Origin of the sequence: cyanobacterium endosymbiont of Braarudosphaera bigelowii (genome assembly GCF_020885515.1) — a bacterium.
GTDB lineage: Bacteria > Cyanobacteriota > Cyanobacteriia > Cyanobacteriales > Microcystaceae > Atelocyanobacterium > Atelocyanobacterium thalassa_A.
On the sequence record NZ_AP024987.1, the window covers coordinates 756899 to 775466 of the forward strand.

General features: G+C 30.9%; 11 protein-coding genes and 1 tRNA gene. 8 read left to right on the plus strand and 4 right to left on the minus strand.

Annotated features, from left to right (window positions below; all coding sequences use genetic code 11):
* Positions 1-33: 33 nt before the first annotated feature.
* Positions 34-1140, minus strand: coding sequence for a DUF3086 domain-containing protein (locus tag LPC16_RS03240; protein ID WP_229636772.1), 1107 nt, complete (start codon positions 1138-1140; stop codon positions 34-36).
* 369 nt (positions 1141-1509) lie between these two features.
* Here LPC16_RS03240 and LPC16_RS03245 point away from each other — a divergent pair, with 369 nt between their 5' ends.
* The 5 genes from LPC16_RS03245 to LPC16_RS03265 all read left to right on the plus strand — a co-directional run bounded on the left by LPC16_RS03245 (position 1510) and on the right by LPC16_RS03265 (position 8299).
* Entirely contained in the window at positions 1510-2583 is a 1074-nt protein-coding gene (locus LPC16_RS03245) for a glycosyltransferase family 4 protein (RefSeq protein ID WP_229636773.1), read from the plus strand.
* Between the two features lie 124 nt (positions 2584-2707).
* The gene (locus LPC16_RS03250) at positions 2708-4546 is read left to right on the plus strand and encodes a dipeptide ABC transporter ATP-binding protein (RefSeq protein ID WP_229636775.1); all 1839 of its coding nucleotides are present in this window, start codon (positions 2708-2710) and stop codon (positions 4544-4546) included.
* 519 nt (positions 4547-5065) lie between these two features.
* Positions 5066-6163, plus strand: a complete 1098-nt coding sequence (locus LPC16_RS03255; RefSeq protein ID WP_229636776.1) for a tetratricopeptide repeat protein — start codon at positions 5066-5068, stop codon at positions 6161-6163.
* A gap of 129 nt (positions 6164-6292) precedes the next feature.
* A complete protein-coding gene (locus LPC16_RS03260; protein ID WP_229636777.1) occupies positions 6293-7078 on the plus strand; it encodes an ABC transporter permease in 786 nt (261 codons plus the stop codon).
* A gap of 33 nt (positions 7079-7111) precedes the next feature.
* The gene (locus tag LPC16_RS03265) at positions 7112-8299 is read left to right on the plus strand and encodes a glycosyltransferase (protein WP_229636779.1); all 1188 of its coding nucleotides are present in this window, start codon (positions 7112-7114) and stop codon (positions 8297-8299) included.
* A 59-nt stretch (positions 8300-8358) separates the two neighbouring features.
* On the opposite strand, the gene LPC16_RS03270 is transcribed toward LPC16_RS03265, so the two are convergent.
* The 3 genes from LPC16_RS03270 to cobO all read right to left on the minus strand — a co-directional run bounded on the left by LPC16_RS03270 (position 8359) and on the right by cobO (position 9567).
* A tRNA-Trp gene (locus tag LPC16_RS03270) sits at positions 8359-8431 on the minus strand.
* A gap of 95 nt (positions 8432-8526) precedes the next feature.
* Entirely contained in the window at positions 8527-8889 is a 363-nt protein-coding gene (rplS, locus tag LPC16_RS03275) for a 50S ribosomal protein L19 (protein WP_229636784.1), read from the minus strand.
* Between the two features lie 60 nt (positions 8890-8949).
* The gene (gene cobO / locus LPC16_RS03280; RefSeq protein WP_229637713.1) at positions 8950-9567 is read right to left on the minus strand and encodes a cob(I)yrinic acid a,c-diamide adenosyltransferase; all 618 of its coding nucleotides are present in this window, start codon (positions 9565-9567) and stop codon (positions 8950-8952) included.
* A gap of 619 nt (positions 9568-10186) precedes the next feature.
* Between cobO and glmS the strand changes: the two genes are divergently transcribed.
* The 3 genes from glmS (at position 10187) to gltB (ending at position 18332) form a co-directional block, all read left to right on the plus strand.
* Positions 10187-12073 carry a glutamine--fructose-6-phosphate transaminase (isomerizing) gene (gene glmS / locus LPC16_RS03285; RefSeq protein ID WP_229636786.1) on the plus strand — a complete coding sequence of 629 codons (1887 nt, stop codon included), beginning with the start codon at positions 10187-10189 and terminating at the stop codon, positions 12071-12073.
* 520 nt (positions 12074-12593) lie between these two features.
* Complete coding sequence (rnc, locus tag LPC16_RS03290) at positions 12594-13325, plus strand: ribonuclease III (protein ID WP_040054146.1); 732 nt, start codon at positions 12594-12596, stop codon at positions 13323-13325.
* 348 nt (positions 13326-13673) lie between these two features.
* A complete protein-coding gene (gene gltB, locus LPC16_RS03295) occupies positions 13674-18332 on the plus strand; it encodes a glutamate synthase large subunit (protein ID WP_229636787.1) in 4659 nt (1552 codons plus the stop codon).
* Positions 18333-18568 lie beyond the last annotated feature (236 nt).

Sequence of the window (18568 nt, forward strand, 5' to 3'; positions counted from 1 at the left end):
TAAATTTTAGGCTTAATAGTAAATATTTAATTACTATGAACAATTAAGAAAAGCAATATATAGTGGAAATTGAAGGAGAAAAGGGCTAACCTGTTCTTCTGCTTCATCAATAATAATAAATGGTAAAAATTTATTGTCAATTAATCTTTTTGCTCTTTGAACTAAAATTTCAGAAGATTCGAATAGTGTAATTCCTTTATCTGGTCCAAAATCACCACGAGAAATACCTAGACAGTCTTGTAATCCACGCCTCCATCCTCCTAGTCTTTCTGGCGCACTTGCCAGAATTAAGATTCTGTTATTATTTCCATAAAGTTCACCTAATATAGAAATTATTGCTGATGCTACTAACATATCGTGCAGACGATTTCCTGTAGAATTCACTGCTCCTTTGCCACTTCGTAAAAAAAACCATTCCTTAACTTTCTCAGCATGTATTGTTTCAAAAGTTCGACGGAGATGCCATGGTGCACCATAGTAATTAGGCTCTTTTTGATAATTTTTTATGGCTTTTTCAATCTGTAAATGCTGTTTTCTAAATTCTTTTGTAGCAAAATAAATTTCTAAACTATCATTTTGAGGAGGTCTTTCAGTATTCTTAGAAATTTTCTTAGAATTTTCTTTTGTTGATATTGATAGGTCTAGCTGTTCAGCAGTTTCTGCCAAGTCTTGTAAACTACCCACTAGATATTTTTTGAATCCTTGTACTTTAATTGCTAAGTCTTCAGAAACCCCAGCAAAATTAGTACTCATTTCTTCGTGAATCTTGTTTCTACGATGCTCTAATTTTTCAATTGAAGTTGTTAATGTTTGTTTTTGTTTTTTAAGTTCTATTAATCCTTCTTGAACTATTTTCTCTAATGTTTCTTCAGCTAATTGATTAGCTCTTATACTATTATTTTTAGTGGTGATAAGATGCTTTTCATCTCTTAATATTTTTACCTGTTCAACAAGATTTTCAATTTGCTTTTCTAAGTTAAAAATATTTTTAGAAAGTTCAATATTACTCCCACCATGAGTTTTTTTTTCTTCAAATATATAAGAAGACGAGTCATAAGATTCTAGTTCTTCGTTCTGTAGAAAAGAGTTGTTAGAAATACTATTTAATTTATCGAAAGGTTGAGAAGAATTGGAGTTCATAGATATAAAATTCTCTTTAAGAGTATAAATATAAATAAAATTAAGATAACCTACTTCGAATAAAAACGGTTATCATTATATAAATACTCATTTACGATTACTGCCAACTTATTCTTATTCGATTTAATTAGGCAAACGATATTATAATTGAATTTTAAAGATACTATAATTTCAACATAAAAACATTTTTATGATATTTATCATAACAAATATATAATTTGAAACTCCATTTATGATTTATTTTTTCAATAATTGAGTTTAGCAGAAATTATACTAAGATAATACTATAAAAGATAATAATACGTGAGGGATATAAGTAAACTCTTTTTGAAATTATAAAAATAGTTCTATTTATTACACTATCAATCAATGCTTAAACTTTTATTTTTATCTACTCCTGTAGGTCCTTTAGGATCAGGTGTTGGCGGAGGCGTTGAATTAACTTTGTTTAATCTTGCTAAAGAAATGAATCGAAGAGGACATCAAGTCAAAATCGTTGCGCCTCAGTACTCTAGTCTCCCTAATATCACTTGCCAAGAGATACCAGGCGTTTGGCAAGATATGGTTCAAAATTCTACGAGAGATGCACCTATTATCCTTCTACAAAATTCGGTCTTAGCCAATATGTGGAATTTTGCAAAAGAAGTAGAGAATGATTATGATCTAATAGTCAATTTTGCCTTTGACTGGCTTCCACTCTATTTAACTCCTTTTTTTAAACGTACTATCGCTCATCTAATTAGCATGGGATCGACGACAAATGCTATAGATAGTATGATTCATCAAGTGGCTAAATCTTTTCCCTACACTATTGGCATCCATACTCAGGAGCAAGCAAAAACATTTCCTTTTTTAGAAAATTTCTATATTTTAGGTAACGGTATAGATATATCATTATATGAATTTTGTGATAATCCAAGTAATGATTTTTCTTGGATCGGCCGTATTTCTCCTGAAAAAGGCTTAGAGGACGCTATTCTAGCGGCAAAAGACGCTAATGTAAAACTTAAAGTTTTTGGAAAGATTCAAGATATAGAGTATTGGAAAAATATTCAAGCTGATTACTCTAACGCTGATTTTCAATATGAAGGATTTTTCAGTACAGAAAAACTACAAGAAAAAATAAGAACAAGTAAGGCTATATTAGTAACACCGAAATGGGTAGAAGCATTTGGTAATGTAATTATTGAATCATTAGCCTGCGGAGTTCCAGTTATTGCTTATAAACGTGGTGGTCCAGCTGCATTAGTCAAGCATGGAGAAACAGGGTTTTTAGTGACCCCTGATAGTGTTAATGAATTGGTTTATGCTATTAATAATATAGGAGAAATCAATAGAGAAAGATGCCGTCATCAAGCAGAAATTAATTATTCTTTGCAAGTATTAGGTGATCGCTTTGAGAAATGGATGTTAATGTTAAACAAAATAAATAAAAGTAAGTAACTAATTCTTTTTTTTTAAGTTATTTAAACCAATAGATATTACAAACTAATGTGGTGATAGTCAGCTTTTTGTTAAACTAGAAAAAGTGAGTTAAGATTCCTCTATACTTCAACAGTATATAACTATGAGTAATATCATTCTTGACGTTTCTAATCTTCATGTTGAATTTTACGTTAATAGGGAACTAAATAAAATTGCTGTAGATGATATAAGTTTTCAATTAGAGAGAGGAGATATACTAGGTATTGTTGGAGAGTCAGGTTCAGGTAAATCTGTTACATCTCTAGCTATTATGGGTCTAATTCAGAAATCCGGAAAAATTACCTCGGATAGTAAAATAAAATATTATGTAACACAGCAAAATTATATTGAAACAACTAAATTAAATTCTAAGGAATGGACACAATATCGTGGCAAGAAAATTGCTATGATCTTTCAAGAACCTATGAGTTCATTTAATCCTTTATATACAATTGGTTATCAACTTCTTGAGGCTATTGAACTTCATCAAAATTTAAGTAAAAAAGAAGCCAAAAATAAAGCTATTGAATTATTGCAATATGTAAAAGTTTTAGAAGACGATATTACACTAGAAAAAAATTATCTTTCAGAAAAAACACAGGTAAAAAAATCAACATTTTCTCCAAAAAATAACTTAGATCAGAAACAAGTTCAATCATATATAAAAGAACAAAAAGAAGCTTTTTTGCGACGTTATCCGCATGAACTTTCAGGAGGTCAGCTGCAGAGAGTTATGATTGCTATGGCCATTTCTTGCAAACCAGACATCCTAATCGCTGATGAACCAACAACAGCTCTTGATGTTACTATTCAGAAAGCTATTTTAAAATTACTACTAGGTCTGTGTAAACAAAATAATATATCTATGATTTTTATTTCTCACGATTTGGGTGTTATTAATGAAATTGCTGATAAAGTTTTGGTTATGTATAAAGGGAAAATAGTAGAGAGAGGAAAAAAGGATCAAATTCTTTATCATCCAAAACATTATTACACTAGAAGCCTAATAGCTTGTCTTCCTCCTCTAAAAACTAAAATAGATAGATTGCCTGTAATTTCAAATTTCTTTCATCACAAGGAAATAATCGATCCTTTTGAACAAAATAATTTAATCAACAGAATAATTTCAGATAAAGAAATTGAAGATAGAGAAAAGGATGTTATTGATAAAAAAGTTTTATTATCAGTACGAAACTTAACCGTTGAGTTTAATGAAGTTAAGGTACTTAACGATATAAATTTTGAAGTGTACACAGGTGAAACTTTAGGTTTAGTTGGTGAATCTGGCTGCGGAAAATCAACTTTATCGAAAACAATTTTAAAGTTAATTAAAGCAAAACAAGGAAATATTTTATTTGATAAATACGAAATATTAAAGCTTTCAGATAATAGTAATTTTTTACGAAAATTAAGAAAAGATATACAAATTATTTTTCAAAATCCTTATAATTCTTTGAATCCACGCTTGACCGTTGGAGAAACAATTATGGAGCCAATGATTATTCATAAAATAGAAAAAAAATACGCTAAGAGAAAAGAAATTGCTGAGACACTATTAAAATTAGTTGGTTTAGAAGAAATGAGCTTTGAGTGTTATCCTCAAGAGTTTTCAGGAGGTCAAAGGCAAAGAATATGTATTGCGAGAGCCTTAGCATTAAACCCTCGTTTTATTATTTGTGACGAGTCGGTATCTGCTTTAGATGTTTCTATCCAAGCACAAATTTTAAATCTTTTAAAAGAAATACAGCAAGAATTTAAGCTAACTTGTATTTTTATTTCTCATGATTTAAGTGTTGTAAGATTTATGAGTGATAGGATTATGGTAATGAAAAAGGGGGAAATTGTTGAATTGGGAACGACAGAAGAAATTATTAGTAATCCAAAAATAGAATATACAAAAGAGCTTCTTAATTCAGTTCCACAACTTTATAAAGATAAATAATCAATCCTACTTGTTATATAACAAGACTATAATTAAAAAAAAGAGATGAGTAAGAGCTACGTTATCTGCTAAATATCTGAATATAAATATTTTCTTCTAGTGAAAAAGATATAAATTAGATTGTTCTCTATCAAAGCGAAATAAAATTGATAATCATACTTAATTTTTAGATAATTTTAGCTTAACATTTAATGTATTGGAAAGTTTTAATCTAATTTTTATATGGATTAAAACTTTCCAATAACGGTTAATTTTCTACACATTAATTCTGTTAATCAGTAAGCCATATCATACATGAATGATAAAGATTATTCCAAATAAAATCTAATTGATATAATTAGTATACTAATATTTAATCTATAGTCACTTTTTGAATATAAAATAATTTTTTTAAAATCTATTAAGTTATCTTAAATATTATTTGAGTATAATTTAGCAAATATAATTGGTTATTAAGTAAAATATTTAAGATAGCTTCATACGAAAACATCTTCTCCATAAGAAATTTTTTTTAAAAACATGTTGAACAAAATTATATTTTTTTCTATAGTTTCTCTATTTTTTAGCTTTTCAGAAACTATTGCTTTTGGACTATCAACATCGCACGTAATTGCATCACAACAACCTATCGAAAGAAAACTTGATGATTTATTACGTCAAGGGCGAAAATATGCAGAAAATAAAGATTATCAAAAAGCAATTAATGCTTATAAGGAGGCATCCATCTTAGATAAAAATAACGCAAAAATATATTCTGGAATTGCCTATTTATACACACAACAGAAGAATTATCAGGCTGCTGCTCAATATTACAGAAAAGCACTTTCTATAGATTTAAGTAATGCAGATTTTTATTATGCCTTAGGTCATAGTTTAGCCAATATTGGAGATAATGATAATGCAGCTACAGCGTACTACTATGCTGTGCAGCTTAATCCTAAGTCTGTGAAAAGTTATATTGGGCTAGGCGTTGTACTTTTACGAAAAGAAGACTATGACGGAGCTGCTGAAGCTTATAAACGAGTTATTGCGTTAGATCCAAATAATCCTAATATATTTTCTATTATGGGATCCTCTCTATTACAACAAAAAGAATTTAAACAAGCTGTTAAATATTTAAAAAATGCAGTTAAGCAGTTTCCACGTAATACTGAATTAAGGCTTCTATTAGCTACTGCTCTATTACAAGAAGGTCAAATTTATTCAGGAAAAAAAGAGCTTAGAATAGCAGAAAAAATTGACCCTAGAAATTTAAAAATTCAGTTAAAAATTGCTGGCATATTGGAAGTTCAAAATAATTTAGAAGAAGCTTTGAAAATTTATAAACGTATATCTTATTTTAATCATAAATATTCAGAAGCTTATATGGGAATTGGGCGTATACAACTAGCACAAAAAGATTTCTTGGGAGCAACTATTACATACACAGATTTGATTAATATTATTCCTCAAAATCCTTTACCTTATTACTACTTAGGCCTTACCTTTAAAGAAAGAGAAAGAATAAAAGAAGCAGAAACAGCTTTAAAGGAAGCTCTGCAATTATATCAAAAATATGACAACGCAAATGGTATACAAAAAACTAATGAACTACTAAAACAGCTTAATAAATTCTAACAATATAAAGGTTGTTAGCACATTATATTGATCAAAATTTTTTTAAATAAGAACAAAAATTAAACATTACTTGTAATATAAAGTAGTGTTTAGATAATCAATACTATCCTCTTCTGCTGTCATGAAGTAATGTATGAACCAAGTAATGTGATAAAACTAAACTTTGTTGATTTAAGCTGGTCTTTTGGTATGATGGCTATCGCTATAGCCTTATCAAACTGGCAAGAATTAGGGTTGGAAAAACAATTATTACTTGCTACAGGAAGAGCTTTTCTCCAATTATTAGCTCTAGGATACTTAATTTCTACTATTTTTAACTTAAATCATCCTATTCCTATTTTAACTGTTCTTGGAGTAATGCTATTAATTGCTGCAAAGGTTACACAAGAGCGTATCGATTATAATGGAAGAAGCTTTTTTTTCATCATTTCAGGTTCTTTGTTAATCAGCAATTTATTTACTTTAAGCTATGTTTTTTATTTAATTATTCATCTTCAGGTTTGGTATTCTCCCCAATATCTTATTCCCCTTGCTGGAATGATTCTCGGGAATGCTATGAATAGTGCAGCTTTGTCTGGGCAACATCTTATTAAGAGTATTCGACATAACCAACGTGAAATAGAAACGTATTTATGTCTCGGGGCTACTCCTAGGCAAGCAATTACTAGTTATAAACACGAATCTATACGTATTAGCTTAATTCCTATTTTAAATCAAATGATGGTAGTAGGTATTGTTAGTTTACCTGAAATGTTTGCTGGACAGGTTTTAGGAGGATCTAACCCTTCTGACGCTTCTTCTCATCAAATCTTAATTCTTTTTATGATTGTTTTAACTAATATGTTAACTTCTATTTTGGTAACAGAAGGAGTTTATAGACAGTGTTTTAATGAAAATTCACAACTAACAATTTAACTTTTCATATAAAAAATTTCAAAGAACTTAATTATGCATTATATTGTTGTTTCAATTATTTGTCTTTCTATAGTTGCATGGATATATCTACTATTATTCAGAGGAGGATTTTGGCTAAATAATGAAAAAATCGATAAAAGTTCATATCATCTTAATAATTACCCTTCTGTCTGTGCAATAGTACCGGCTAGAAATGAGGCTACATTTATTTCTACAAGCTTAAAATCTCTTTTAGAACAGAATTATTCAGGTAATTTTTCCATTATTTTAGTTGATGATCAAAGCACTGATAATACAAAAAATATAGCTAAGGAAAGTGTGAAAAATTGCAGTAATTCGAATAATTTGCATATCATTTCTGGGGTACCTCTTATAAGTAATTGGTCAGGGAAATTATGGGCAATAAAACAAGGAATTGATAAGGCTAATCAACTAAAAAATAAGCCAGATTATTTTCTTTTAACTGATGCAGACATTGAACACCATAAAAATAATTTAGAAGAACTTGTTACTAAAGCAAAAAGAGAAAATTTAGCTTTAGTTTCATTAATGGTGAAATTAAAATGTGAAAGTCTATGGGAAAAACTATTAATTCCTGCATTTATATTTTTCTTTAAAAAGCTTTATCCTTTTGCTTGGGTTAATAACTATTATAAAAAAACTGCTGCTGCTGCTGGGGGTTGTATACTAATTAGTCGATCTATCTTAGAGGAAATTGGTGGTGTCGAAGTACTTAGAGAAACTTTAATTGATGATTGTTCTTTAGCAGCTTTTGTTAAGAAAAAATTGAGAGACAATAAGAAATATGCTAACCAAGGAATTTGGCTGGGATTAAGTGAAGAAACGCTTAGTTTACGTTCTTATGATAGGCTAGAACCTATATGGAATATGGTAGCAAGAACCGCTTATACTCAATTGAACCATTCTCCGTTTATGTTAGTAGGAACACTAGTAGGCTTAGTATTTATATACTTAATAGGGCCAGTTGGCTTTACATATGGGTTACTAGTCCATGATGAAACCTTAATAGTTCTTGGAATAATTAATTGGTTTTTAATGACCGTTGCTTATATGCCGACTATTATGTTATATGAGTGTTCTCCTTTATGGGCATTAAGTTTACCATTTATAACCTCTCTGTATGCTGCAATGACTTTTGACTCAGCTTTAAACTACTGGAGAGGAAAAGGTGGAAGATGGAAAGGTAGAACTTATAGCTAAGAAGTTAAGAACTATTCTCTAGAGATACATTTGTTGATGATTATTAAATACATACAATACGCGCCCTGGAGGACTTGAACCCCCGACATCAGGTTTTGGAGACCTGCGTTCTACCAACTGAACTAAGAGCGCATGGTTCGTGCCATAGTTAAATAACTTCCCACACTCTCTAATTATAGCGTAGTTTAGTCTGACTGTGTTTAGCTATGTGCACCATTTTAAAAAAATTAAATAGGACGATCAAAACGTTGACGAATTCTAGTAGCTTTTCCTACACGATCACGTAAGTAATAAAGCTTGGCTCGGCGAACTTTTCCTCGACTAACAATTTTAATATTTGCAATACGTGGAGAATGAAGTAAGAAAACTCTTTCTACTCCAACTCCTTGAAAAGTTTTACGAACAGTAATAGTTTCATTAATACCACCATTTCGCATTGCTATAACAACACCTTCATAGGGTTGAACTCGTTCCTTTCCCCCTTCTGAGATACGTACACTGACACGAATAGAATCGCCGACATTAATCTCAGGAAGGTTATCCTTCAAATATTTAGATTCTATACTTTTAATAATTTCTTGGGCATTCATAGTTTTAGTAAAAACTCACAGAATACCATAGTAATTTATTTCTTATTTAAAATCAATGTATTAAAATTCAATTCCTGCTTGAGCTTTAATTTTTTGTTCCCTAAAAGGATGTTTTACTAAACTCATCTCAGTTACTAGATCAGCAATTTTCACTATTTCAGGAAGTGCATTTCTTCCTGTGAGTATAACATGAGTATTTTTAGGTTTGTTTTCAAGAGCATTAATTATCACTTGCGGTTTTAAATAACCTAACCTTAAGACAATATTTATTTCATCAAGGAGTACCAATTGATAATTAGAATTATTGATATAGGATAAACCTTTTTCCCATGCTTCTTCGGCTTTACAAATATCTCTCTCACGATCTTGAGTATCCCATGTAAATCCCTCTCCCATAGCATGAAATTGAAGTTGTTGCTCAAAGATTCTTAAAATATTTTTTTCTGCAGGTTCCCAAGCACCTTTAATAAATTGAATAATAGCTACATTAAACCCATGTCCTAGAGAACGTAAAACCATACCCAAGGCGGCAGTCGTTTTACCTTTGCCGTTCCCTGTATTAACAATAATTAGTCCTTTTTTATTTGAAGCCTCAACAAGACGTTCCTGCTGAACTTCTTTACGTTGCCGCATTTTTTTTTGATACTGTTCTGTAGAAAGTTTATTTTCATTCATCATATAAACTAAACAATCCTCTAAAAAAACTTTAGGTTTATTTATCATAGCCTAAATCATAGGCGTAATGTCTAACTATATGAGTTTCAATTACAGTAATGAAACATTTTCAAAAATATATAACTTCCTGTAGAAACTTAGTTATCTTGATTAATATAAAATAAAACTTAAAAAAAAATTTCTTTGTAGTGAAATCATTAGTATTTATGATTCTTCACAAATTCTACAAATATGAAAATTTGCATATTTTTTATACAACTTTTTTAGCTTATAGTAAAGTATGATTTCTCAAATAAGATAGATACATCGTAATCCGAGTCAACTTTATCAGAAAAGTAAATAAATTTATAATACTAAGAAGTATTGCTTAATTATATCTAGTAAACTTTGTTAATCTCTTATCAAGAGTATTCTATAGAATAATTTGAAGTTATTTTTAAATATAAAAAATCTACATTTTTTATATTTTATACTTCACTATTTCTTAATAACTAACAAAAAAGCTTTATGGTTTTTCTAGGAACATAGTAATAAAATATCAAAGATTAACCAAAAAAATTAACTAGTTATTTTAGGTACAATCATTGATAATCAATTAATTAGCTAGAAATATATAAAAAATATGTGCGGAATCATTGGATATGTTGGAACGCAGGCAGCAACAGAAATTTTGATCGGTGGATTAGAAAGGTTAGAATATAGAGGGTATGATTCAGCAGGAATTGCAACAGTTTTTGAAGGAAACATGTTTTGTACTAAAGCTAAAGGAAAACTGTATAACTTACGAGAAAAGTTAGAAAGAGAAAGCAATTTTTCTAAAGTTGGCATTGGTCATACTCGCTGGGCTACACATGGAAAACCTGAAGAATATAATGCTCATCCTCATATTAATAGCTTAAAACAAATAGCTGTAGTACAAAATGGTATTGTTGAGAATCATCAAGAGTTACGAGAAAAATTAATAGATGATGGTTATCAGTTTACGTCACAAACTGATACTGAGGTTATACCCCACTTAATAGCTAAATATATTTCTAAAGAAATGAGCCACGACAGCTTGTTAAATGCAGTTAAAAAAGCTATTGATTGTCTGAATGGATCCTTTGCGATTGCCGTTATTTGTGCAGATTTTCCTGATGAAATAATAGTAGCGAGAAACCAAGCTCCTCTGATTATTGGTTTTGGACAAGGAGAATTTTTTTGTGCCTCTGATGTAACAGCGATTGTTCCTCATACCAATACAGTGTTATCTCTAGAAAATAAAGAAATTGCTCGTCTTACACCTCTTGGAGTTGAAGTTTACAATTTTGAATTGCAGCGTCTTAAAAAATTACCCCGTACTCTTGATTGGAATATTGGGACAGTTGAGAAGCAAGGATTTCGTCATTTCATGCTTAAAGAAATTTATGAGCAACCTTCTGTCGTAAGAAGTTGTCTAGAAAATTACTTAGATCCTAATTGGAACATAGAAAATATTTATAATAGTAGTCCTATTACATTAGGCAATGCTGTCAAGTTATGTAGTAATGTTGATCATATACAGATTGTAGCTTGTGGTACTAGCTGGAATGCAAGCTTGGTTGGAAAATATTTATTAGAGCAGCTAGCAGGGATTCCAACAATGGTTCAGTATGCATCAGAGTTCCGTTACTTCCCTTCTCCTATATTAGCAAATACTCTAACTATCGGAGTAACACAGTCAGGTGAAACAGCTGACACCCTAGCTGCATTAGAAATGGAAAAGCAACGTAGAATGGGTTTGGAATTTCCTTATGATGCAAGAATTTTAGGTATTACCAATCGTCCTGAAAGCACTTTGACTCACATGGTAGATTGTATAATTAATACTCATGCAGGTGTCGAAATCGGGGTGGCAGCAACCAAAAGTTTTGTAGCTCAGTTAATGGGATTTTATTTTTTAGCATTAGAGCTAGCATATCGTCGTAAAACGTTAAGTTTAGAAGAAATTGAAGTACTTATTAAAGGCTTAAGGAAATTGCCCAGTCAAATCGAAATAATTCTAGAAAAGCAAGGAGAACAGATTCAAGAATTGTCTCATAATTTTTGTGATACTCAAGACTTTATTTTTCTAGGTAGAGGGATAAATTTTCCAATTGCCTTAGAAGGGGCTTTAAAGTTAAAAGAAATTAGCTATATACATGCAGAAGGCTATCCAGCAGGAGAAATGAAACATGGACCTATAGCCTTATTAGATGCAAAAGTACCTGTTGTGGCAATTACTATGCCTGGAATTGTACATGATAAAGTCCTATCTAATGCTCAGGAAGCAAGAGCAAGAGATGCACATTTGATAGGTGTTACATCTCTTGATGATACAGAAGCCAGATCAATATTTAATGATTTGTTATTTGTACCTGAAGTAGATGAAATATTGTCGCCTATTGTATCAGTAATACCTTTACAATTATTAGCATATCATATCGCAGCTAAACGAGGTTTAGATGTTGATCAACCTCGTAATTTAGCTAAATCTGTTACTGTTGAGTAAAGTTAATAACCCAAGATAAATATTTTCTATATTTGATGACTATGCTCTTAATTTTTCATAAAAAGCAATAATAATATAGATTATATGTTGTTATAAATTTTGCTAGGATATTGTAGTATGGTTACAATCTTTTTATGAAAAATAACATTAAGAGTTTTCAATATTTAAAAAATGTTTTTCTAGCAAGAAAGTTAATCGATAAAGTATTGGAATTACTTGTCATATTTCTATAAGCACGTGAATTTATCTTTTATTTAAAAGATAGGATAATAAAAATACAGAATACTGATTTACATATCAAATTTTTTCGATAAATAGATAGTATTCTGTAAAGAATACTTACGAAAATACTTGATATTATTATATTTACTTTAAATGAAAATATACAATAATACTTTAATAGTATTAGCTTATAGAATATCAATGATAAAAAAATACGAGAAAACAATTTGCTATAATTAATTTTTTAATTAATTATATTTACTTAATTAGTATTACATCACACAAATATTAATCAACAATGAGTTTTTTAGATACTAGACGTAAAAAACAATTACAAATTTGTATACAAAAGCTAGGATTATCTAGCATAGAAAAATTTGATTGGGAAACACTTGATTTAGCATTAACTCATCCTACAATTTCTAAAAAAGATAATTACCAACAGCTCGAATTTATAGGAGATTCAGTGATAAGACTAGTAGCTGCAGAAATATTATTAGAAAATTATCCTAATGAACTCGTAGGAGAATTCGCTGCTATAAGATCTATATTAGTTAGTGATAATACTTTAGCAGAGTTTGCTGAGCAATATGGACTAGAACGTTATCTTCTCATGACAAAAGGTGTAGCTCAAGACAAGATAGGGAAAGTATCGTGGTTGGCAGATACCTTTGAAGCATTATTAGGAGCACTGTATCTTAATAGACAAAATATGTCTTTAATACGTCCTTGGTTAGATCCATTATTGATTTCAAAGGCAGCAGAGATCAAAGCCGATCCTGCACGTCAAAATTATAAGGATGCATTACAAGAATGGAGCCAAAGCCAATATAAATTATTGCCAAAATATCAAGTTGTTCAATATGAGGGAAATAAAGATCATCATCAAAGATTTTTTGCAGAAGTCTGGGTAAAAAATAATAATTTAGGTTCTGGTTACGGTTGCTCAAAAAAAGTAGCAGAACAGGCTGCAGCTAAAAATGCTTTTTTTTCTTTTATTCATAAAGAAAAGTATGAATATGGACAATAATTAGTATATAAAAACATTTACGTTAATAGAATGAAAAAAGCTATTTCTAATAATTAATATTTTTCTACTTTAGTAATAATTTTTCTAGAATAATATTAAGTAATTTTTATGATTTAAATTAATTTAAATATCTAATTGTAAACAAATACAACATGTTGAGCACCGTCAATTTTATTAACGATAGTATATTATTAATTTAATTTTTTTTTAAAAGAAAATATACTTATGAAATAAATCCTTAAGCTGTTTTTGAGGTTAGTTTAGTAAAATTATACCCGAGCCAAACAATTTACTTCTAGATTTTTAAAATATCTGTATAGATTAGCTTAATACATTAATACAATAGGCATGAATAGTAATATGAATTTCAAAAGCAAATCTAATACAACTTACATGGGACCTCCCTCTATCGTTGAAAGTAGAGATTCTTGTGGGGTAGGATTCATCGCAGATATTATAGAAGAAGGTTCTCATCAACTAATTAAAAAAGCTTTAACTGCATTAGAACGCATGGAACACCGAGGTGGTTGTAGTGCAGATAATGAATCAGGCGATGGTGCAGGCATTATGACAGAGATTCCTTATGTCTTATTAAAATCTTGGTTTATTGAGAATAAAATTGTCATGCCTCCAAGAGAAAAACTGGGAATAGGCATGGTTTTTTTACCACAAGATCCTTACCAGCAAAAGATTAAACGCTTACATGTTAATACTGTAGTTAAGGCTTCTGGTTTGAACATATTAGGATGGCGTAAAGTTCCTGTTAATCCTGCCATATTAGGTACTCAAGCTAAGGACAATAGACCTCATATTGAACAAATAATGGTCATATCTTCTGAGGGATTATCAGGAGATGCTTTGGATACAAAACTATATATTGCACGTTCATATATCGGAAAACTATTAGCGGATGATTTTTACATTTGTTCTTTTAGTTGTCGTACTATTGTATATAAAGGAATGGTACGTAGCTCAGTTCTTGGCAAATTTTATAAAGATTTACAAAATTCGAGTTTTACTAGTCAATTTGCTTTATACCACAGACGTTTTAGTACAAATACTATGCCTAAATGGCCGTTGGCACAGCCAATGCGTCTATTAGGACATAATGGTGAAATTAATACTTTAACTGGTAATATCAATTCAATATCTGCTAAAGAAAAAATTCTTAAAATCCAAAATTGGACAGCTGAAGAACTAAGTGCTTTAGCTCCTATTGTTAATATTGCAAATAGTGATTCCTATAATTTAGATAGTATCCTTGAGTTATTAATAAGAAGTGGTCATGGCTTGCTTGAATCAATGATGATACTAGTCCCAGAAGCTTACCAAAACCAACCTGATTTAAAAGATTATCCACAAATTATAGATTTTTATGAATATTATAGTGGCCTACAAGAACCTTGGGATGGTCCAGCACTTTTAGTTTTCAGTGACGGAAAAACGATAGGAACTTGTTTGGATCGCAATGGGTTACGTCCAGCAAGATACTCCATTACTGATAATTATATCGTTGTTAGTTCAGAAACTGGTGTAGTAGATCTGCCTGAAACAAGTTTTATAGAAAAAGGTAAACTTGGTCCTGGACAGAGTATAGCAGTAGATTTAAAAGCTAAGAAAATATTAAAAAATTGGGAAATAAAACAAAGTATATCTCAAACAAAGCCTTATGGAGAATGGTTAAGAAAATATCGTAAAGAAATTACACCTCAAAATTTTTCTAATATCTTACTAATAAAGAATTCAGAACAATTACTAAATCAACAAACAGCTTTCGGCTATACAGCAGAAGATGTTGACATGGTTGTTATACCTATGGCGATTCAAGGTAAAGAACCAGTCTTTTGTATGGGAGATGATATTCCTCTATCAGTATTGTCTGAAAAACATCATTTACTCTATGATTATTTTAAACAGAGATTTGCTCAAGTAACTAATCCTCCTATAGATTCTTTAAGAGAAAGTTTAGTTATGTCTTTAGAAATGTTGCTAGGAGAAAAGGGCAATCTTATAGAACCTAGAGATATAGATGCCAAACTTTTAAAGCTAAAAACTCCTATCCTGAATGAAGCAGAATTAAATCAGATCAGATATTCAAATTTTAATATAAGTGAATTATCTACATTATTTGATATTACCTTAGGCCCAAATGAGCTTCAAATTGCTTTGGACAAATTATGTAAGAAAGCAGCTCAAGTAGTACAGGAAGGAACCACAATTATTATCTTGAGTGATCGTTTTCCTAATACTATCAATATTAGTGAAACTGTTAGCTATATTCCACCTCTGTTAGTAGTGGGAAGCGTCCATCATTATTTAATTAAAGGAGGATTGCGTTCAAAAACATCTCTGATTATTGATACAGGACAATGTTGGAGTACACACCATTACGCATGTTTATTTGGTTACGGAGCCTCAGCTGTATGCCCATATCTTACTTTTGAAACTATACGACAATGGTGGCAAGCTCCTAAAACCCAGAAACTAATCAATGCAAATAAAATAAATATTACTGGGCTTCAAGAAGCATTAAAAAATTATCGTTATGCTGTAGAGGTAGGGTTATTAAAAATTCTCTCTAAGATGGGAGTCTCTCTTTTATCTTCTTACCATGGAGCTCAAATTTTTGAAGCTATCGGTCTAAATTTAGATGTTATTAATGTAGCTTTTAGAGGTACAACTAGTCGTATTGGCGGATTAAGCTTAATAGAAGTAGCTCAGGAAACAATTGGAATTCACAGCCAGGCTTTCCCGGAACTAACTGACAAAAGACTTAGAAATTTTGGTTTTATCAATTATCGTTCAGGAGGGGAATATCATATGAATTCTCCAGAAATGGCTAAAATTCTTCATAAAGCTGTTGGTAACTACAAACTAAAAAATAACGAACGAGATCAAAAAAACTACAACTATTACGAAACATATCAAAAGTATCTTAAAAAACGTCCTGCAACAGCTTTAAGGGACTTACTTGAGTTCACCAGTGATCGTCCTTCTATAGCAATTACTGAAGTTGAACCCGTAGAAGATATAGTGAAAAGATTTTGTACAGGGGGTATGTCTTTAGGCGCGTTATCAAGAGAGGCTCACGAAACTCTTGCAATTGCTATGAATCGTTTAGGAAGTAAGTCAAATTCAGGAGAAGGAGGAGAAGATCCTATCCGATTTACTACTTTATCTGATGTAGATGAAAATGGACACTCTCCAACGTTTCCTCATTTAAAAGGTTTATTTAATGGTGATACTGCAAGCTCAGCAATTAAACAAATTTCGTCAGGAAGATTTGGAGTGACACCAGAATACTTAATGAATGCTCAGCAGTTAGAGGTTAAAATGGCTCAAGGAGCAAAACCAGGAGAAGGAGGGCAGTTGCCAGGAGAGAAAGCTAGTTCATATATTGCTATGCTAAGAGGTTCAAAACCTGGTGTTACTCTAATTTCTCCCCCTCCTCATCATGATATATACTCTATTGAAGATTTAGCTCAATTAATTTTTGATCTTCACCAAGTGAATCCTAGTGCGAAAGTTGCTGTTAAACTTGTGACAGAAATTGGTATCGGGACGATAGCAGCAGGAGTAGCAAAAGCTAATGCTGATATAATACAAATTTCTGGACATGATGGAGGTACTGGAGCATCACCCTTAAGTTCTATTAAACATGCAGGATGCCCATGGGAACTTGGAGTTACTGAAGTTCATCGAACGTTGATAGAAAACCAACTTCGTGATCGGGTTATTTTGCGTACTGATGGTGGTCTAAAAACAGGTTGGGATGTTGTAATAGCAGGAATGATGGGAGCTGAGCAGTTTGGGTTTGGCTCTATTGCTATGATTGCTGAGGGATGTGTTATGGCACGTATCTGTCATACTAACAACTGTCCTGTTGGAGTCGCTACACAACAAGAAAAATTACGAAAAAGGTTTAATGGAATTCCTGCGAATGTTGTTAACTTCTTTTATTTTATTGCTGAGGAGATTCGTTCTATATTAGCTGAGATAGGCTACACATCATTACAAGAAATTATTGGACGCTCTGATATTTTGACAATGCGTCGTGATACTTATTTAAGTAAAACCCAATCAATCGATTTAGGATGTATTCTGAATCTTCCCAACGTAAAAGAAAATCGTACTTGGCTTAATCATAGAAAAATTTACAGAAATATTTCAACGCTAGACAATCAATTACTTGATGATCCTGAAATTATGTCTGCTATTGATAATCAAAAAACTGTTGTTAAACATATTAGTATCTCCAATGTTGACCGTACTACTGGAGGTCACATAGCAGGAATATTGGCTAAAAAATATGGAAATAATGGATTTTCTGGAGAACTTAAACTTAAATTTAAAGGATCAGCAGGTCAAAGTTTTGCTGCTTTTAATTTATCTGGTATGTTCATGCATTTAGAGGGAGAGGCTAATGACTATGTGGGTAAAAGCATGAATGGTGGAGAAATTATCATAATTCCCAACAAAAGATCGAAATTTAAAGCAGAAAATAATATTATTATAGGAAACACTTGTCTTTACGGTGCTACTGGAGGAATTTTATCGGTAAATGGCCGTGCAGGAGAAAGGTTTGGAGTTCGTAACTCTATGGGAAAAGCAATTATAGAAGGAGCTGGAGACCATTGTTGTGAATATATGACAGGTGGAGTCATAGTAGTTTTAGGTTCAGTTGGTCGTAATGTTGGAGCAGGTATGACAGGAGGACTTGGTTATTTTCTCGATGAAGATAATAAATTTCCTGAAAAAATTAATTTTGATAGCGTAGATATACAAAGAGTTTGCACGCAAGAAGGAAAAATGCAACTAAAAAATTTAATTAATTTCCACTCTGATAAAACAAATAGTAGAAGAGCCAAATGTATTCTTGATAATTGGGAAGACTATATACATAAGTTTTGGCAAGTTTTTCCGCCTTCCGAATTTAATATTCCTGAAACTAATCAAAATTTATCTGATTCCTCTCCAACAAAAGATATAACTACTTTGACAGACTAATGATTATTTAGAATATAATTTTAATTTGTCTACCAGATAGAACTTTAGAATCTTTAATAATTGTTGACTGTAAATAAATTATTAAGTTCAAGGATCATGATTTATAGCTAATGAGAATATTTAAAGTATAATTCAAAAAAGATGTTGCGTTTTTTAACATTCTCAAGCAAATAATCTTTATGCGATATAATCAAAAGGATAAATAAAGTAACTATCTTTCAGAGACAGATATTAAA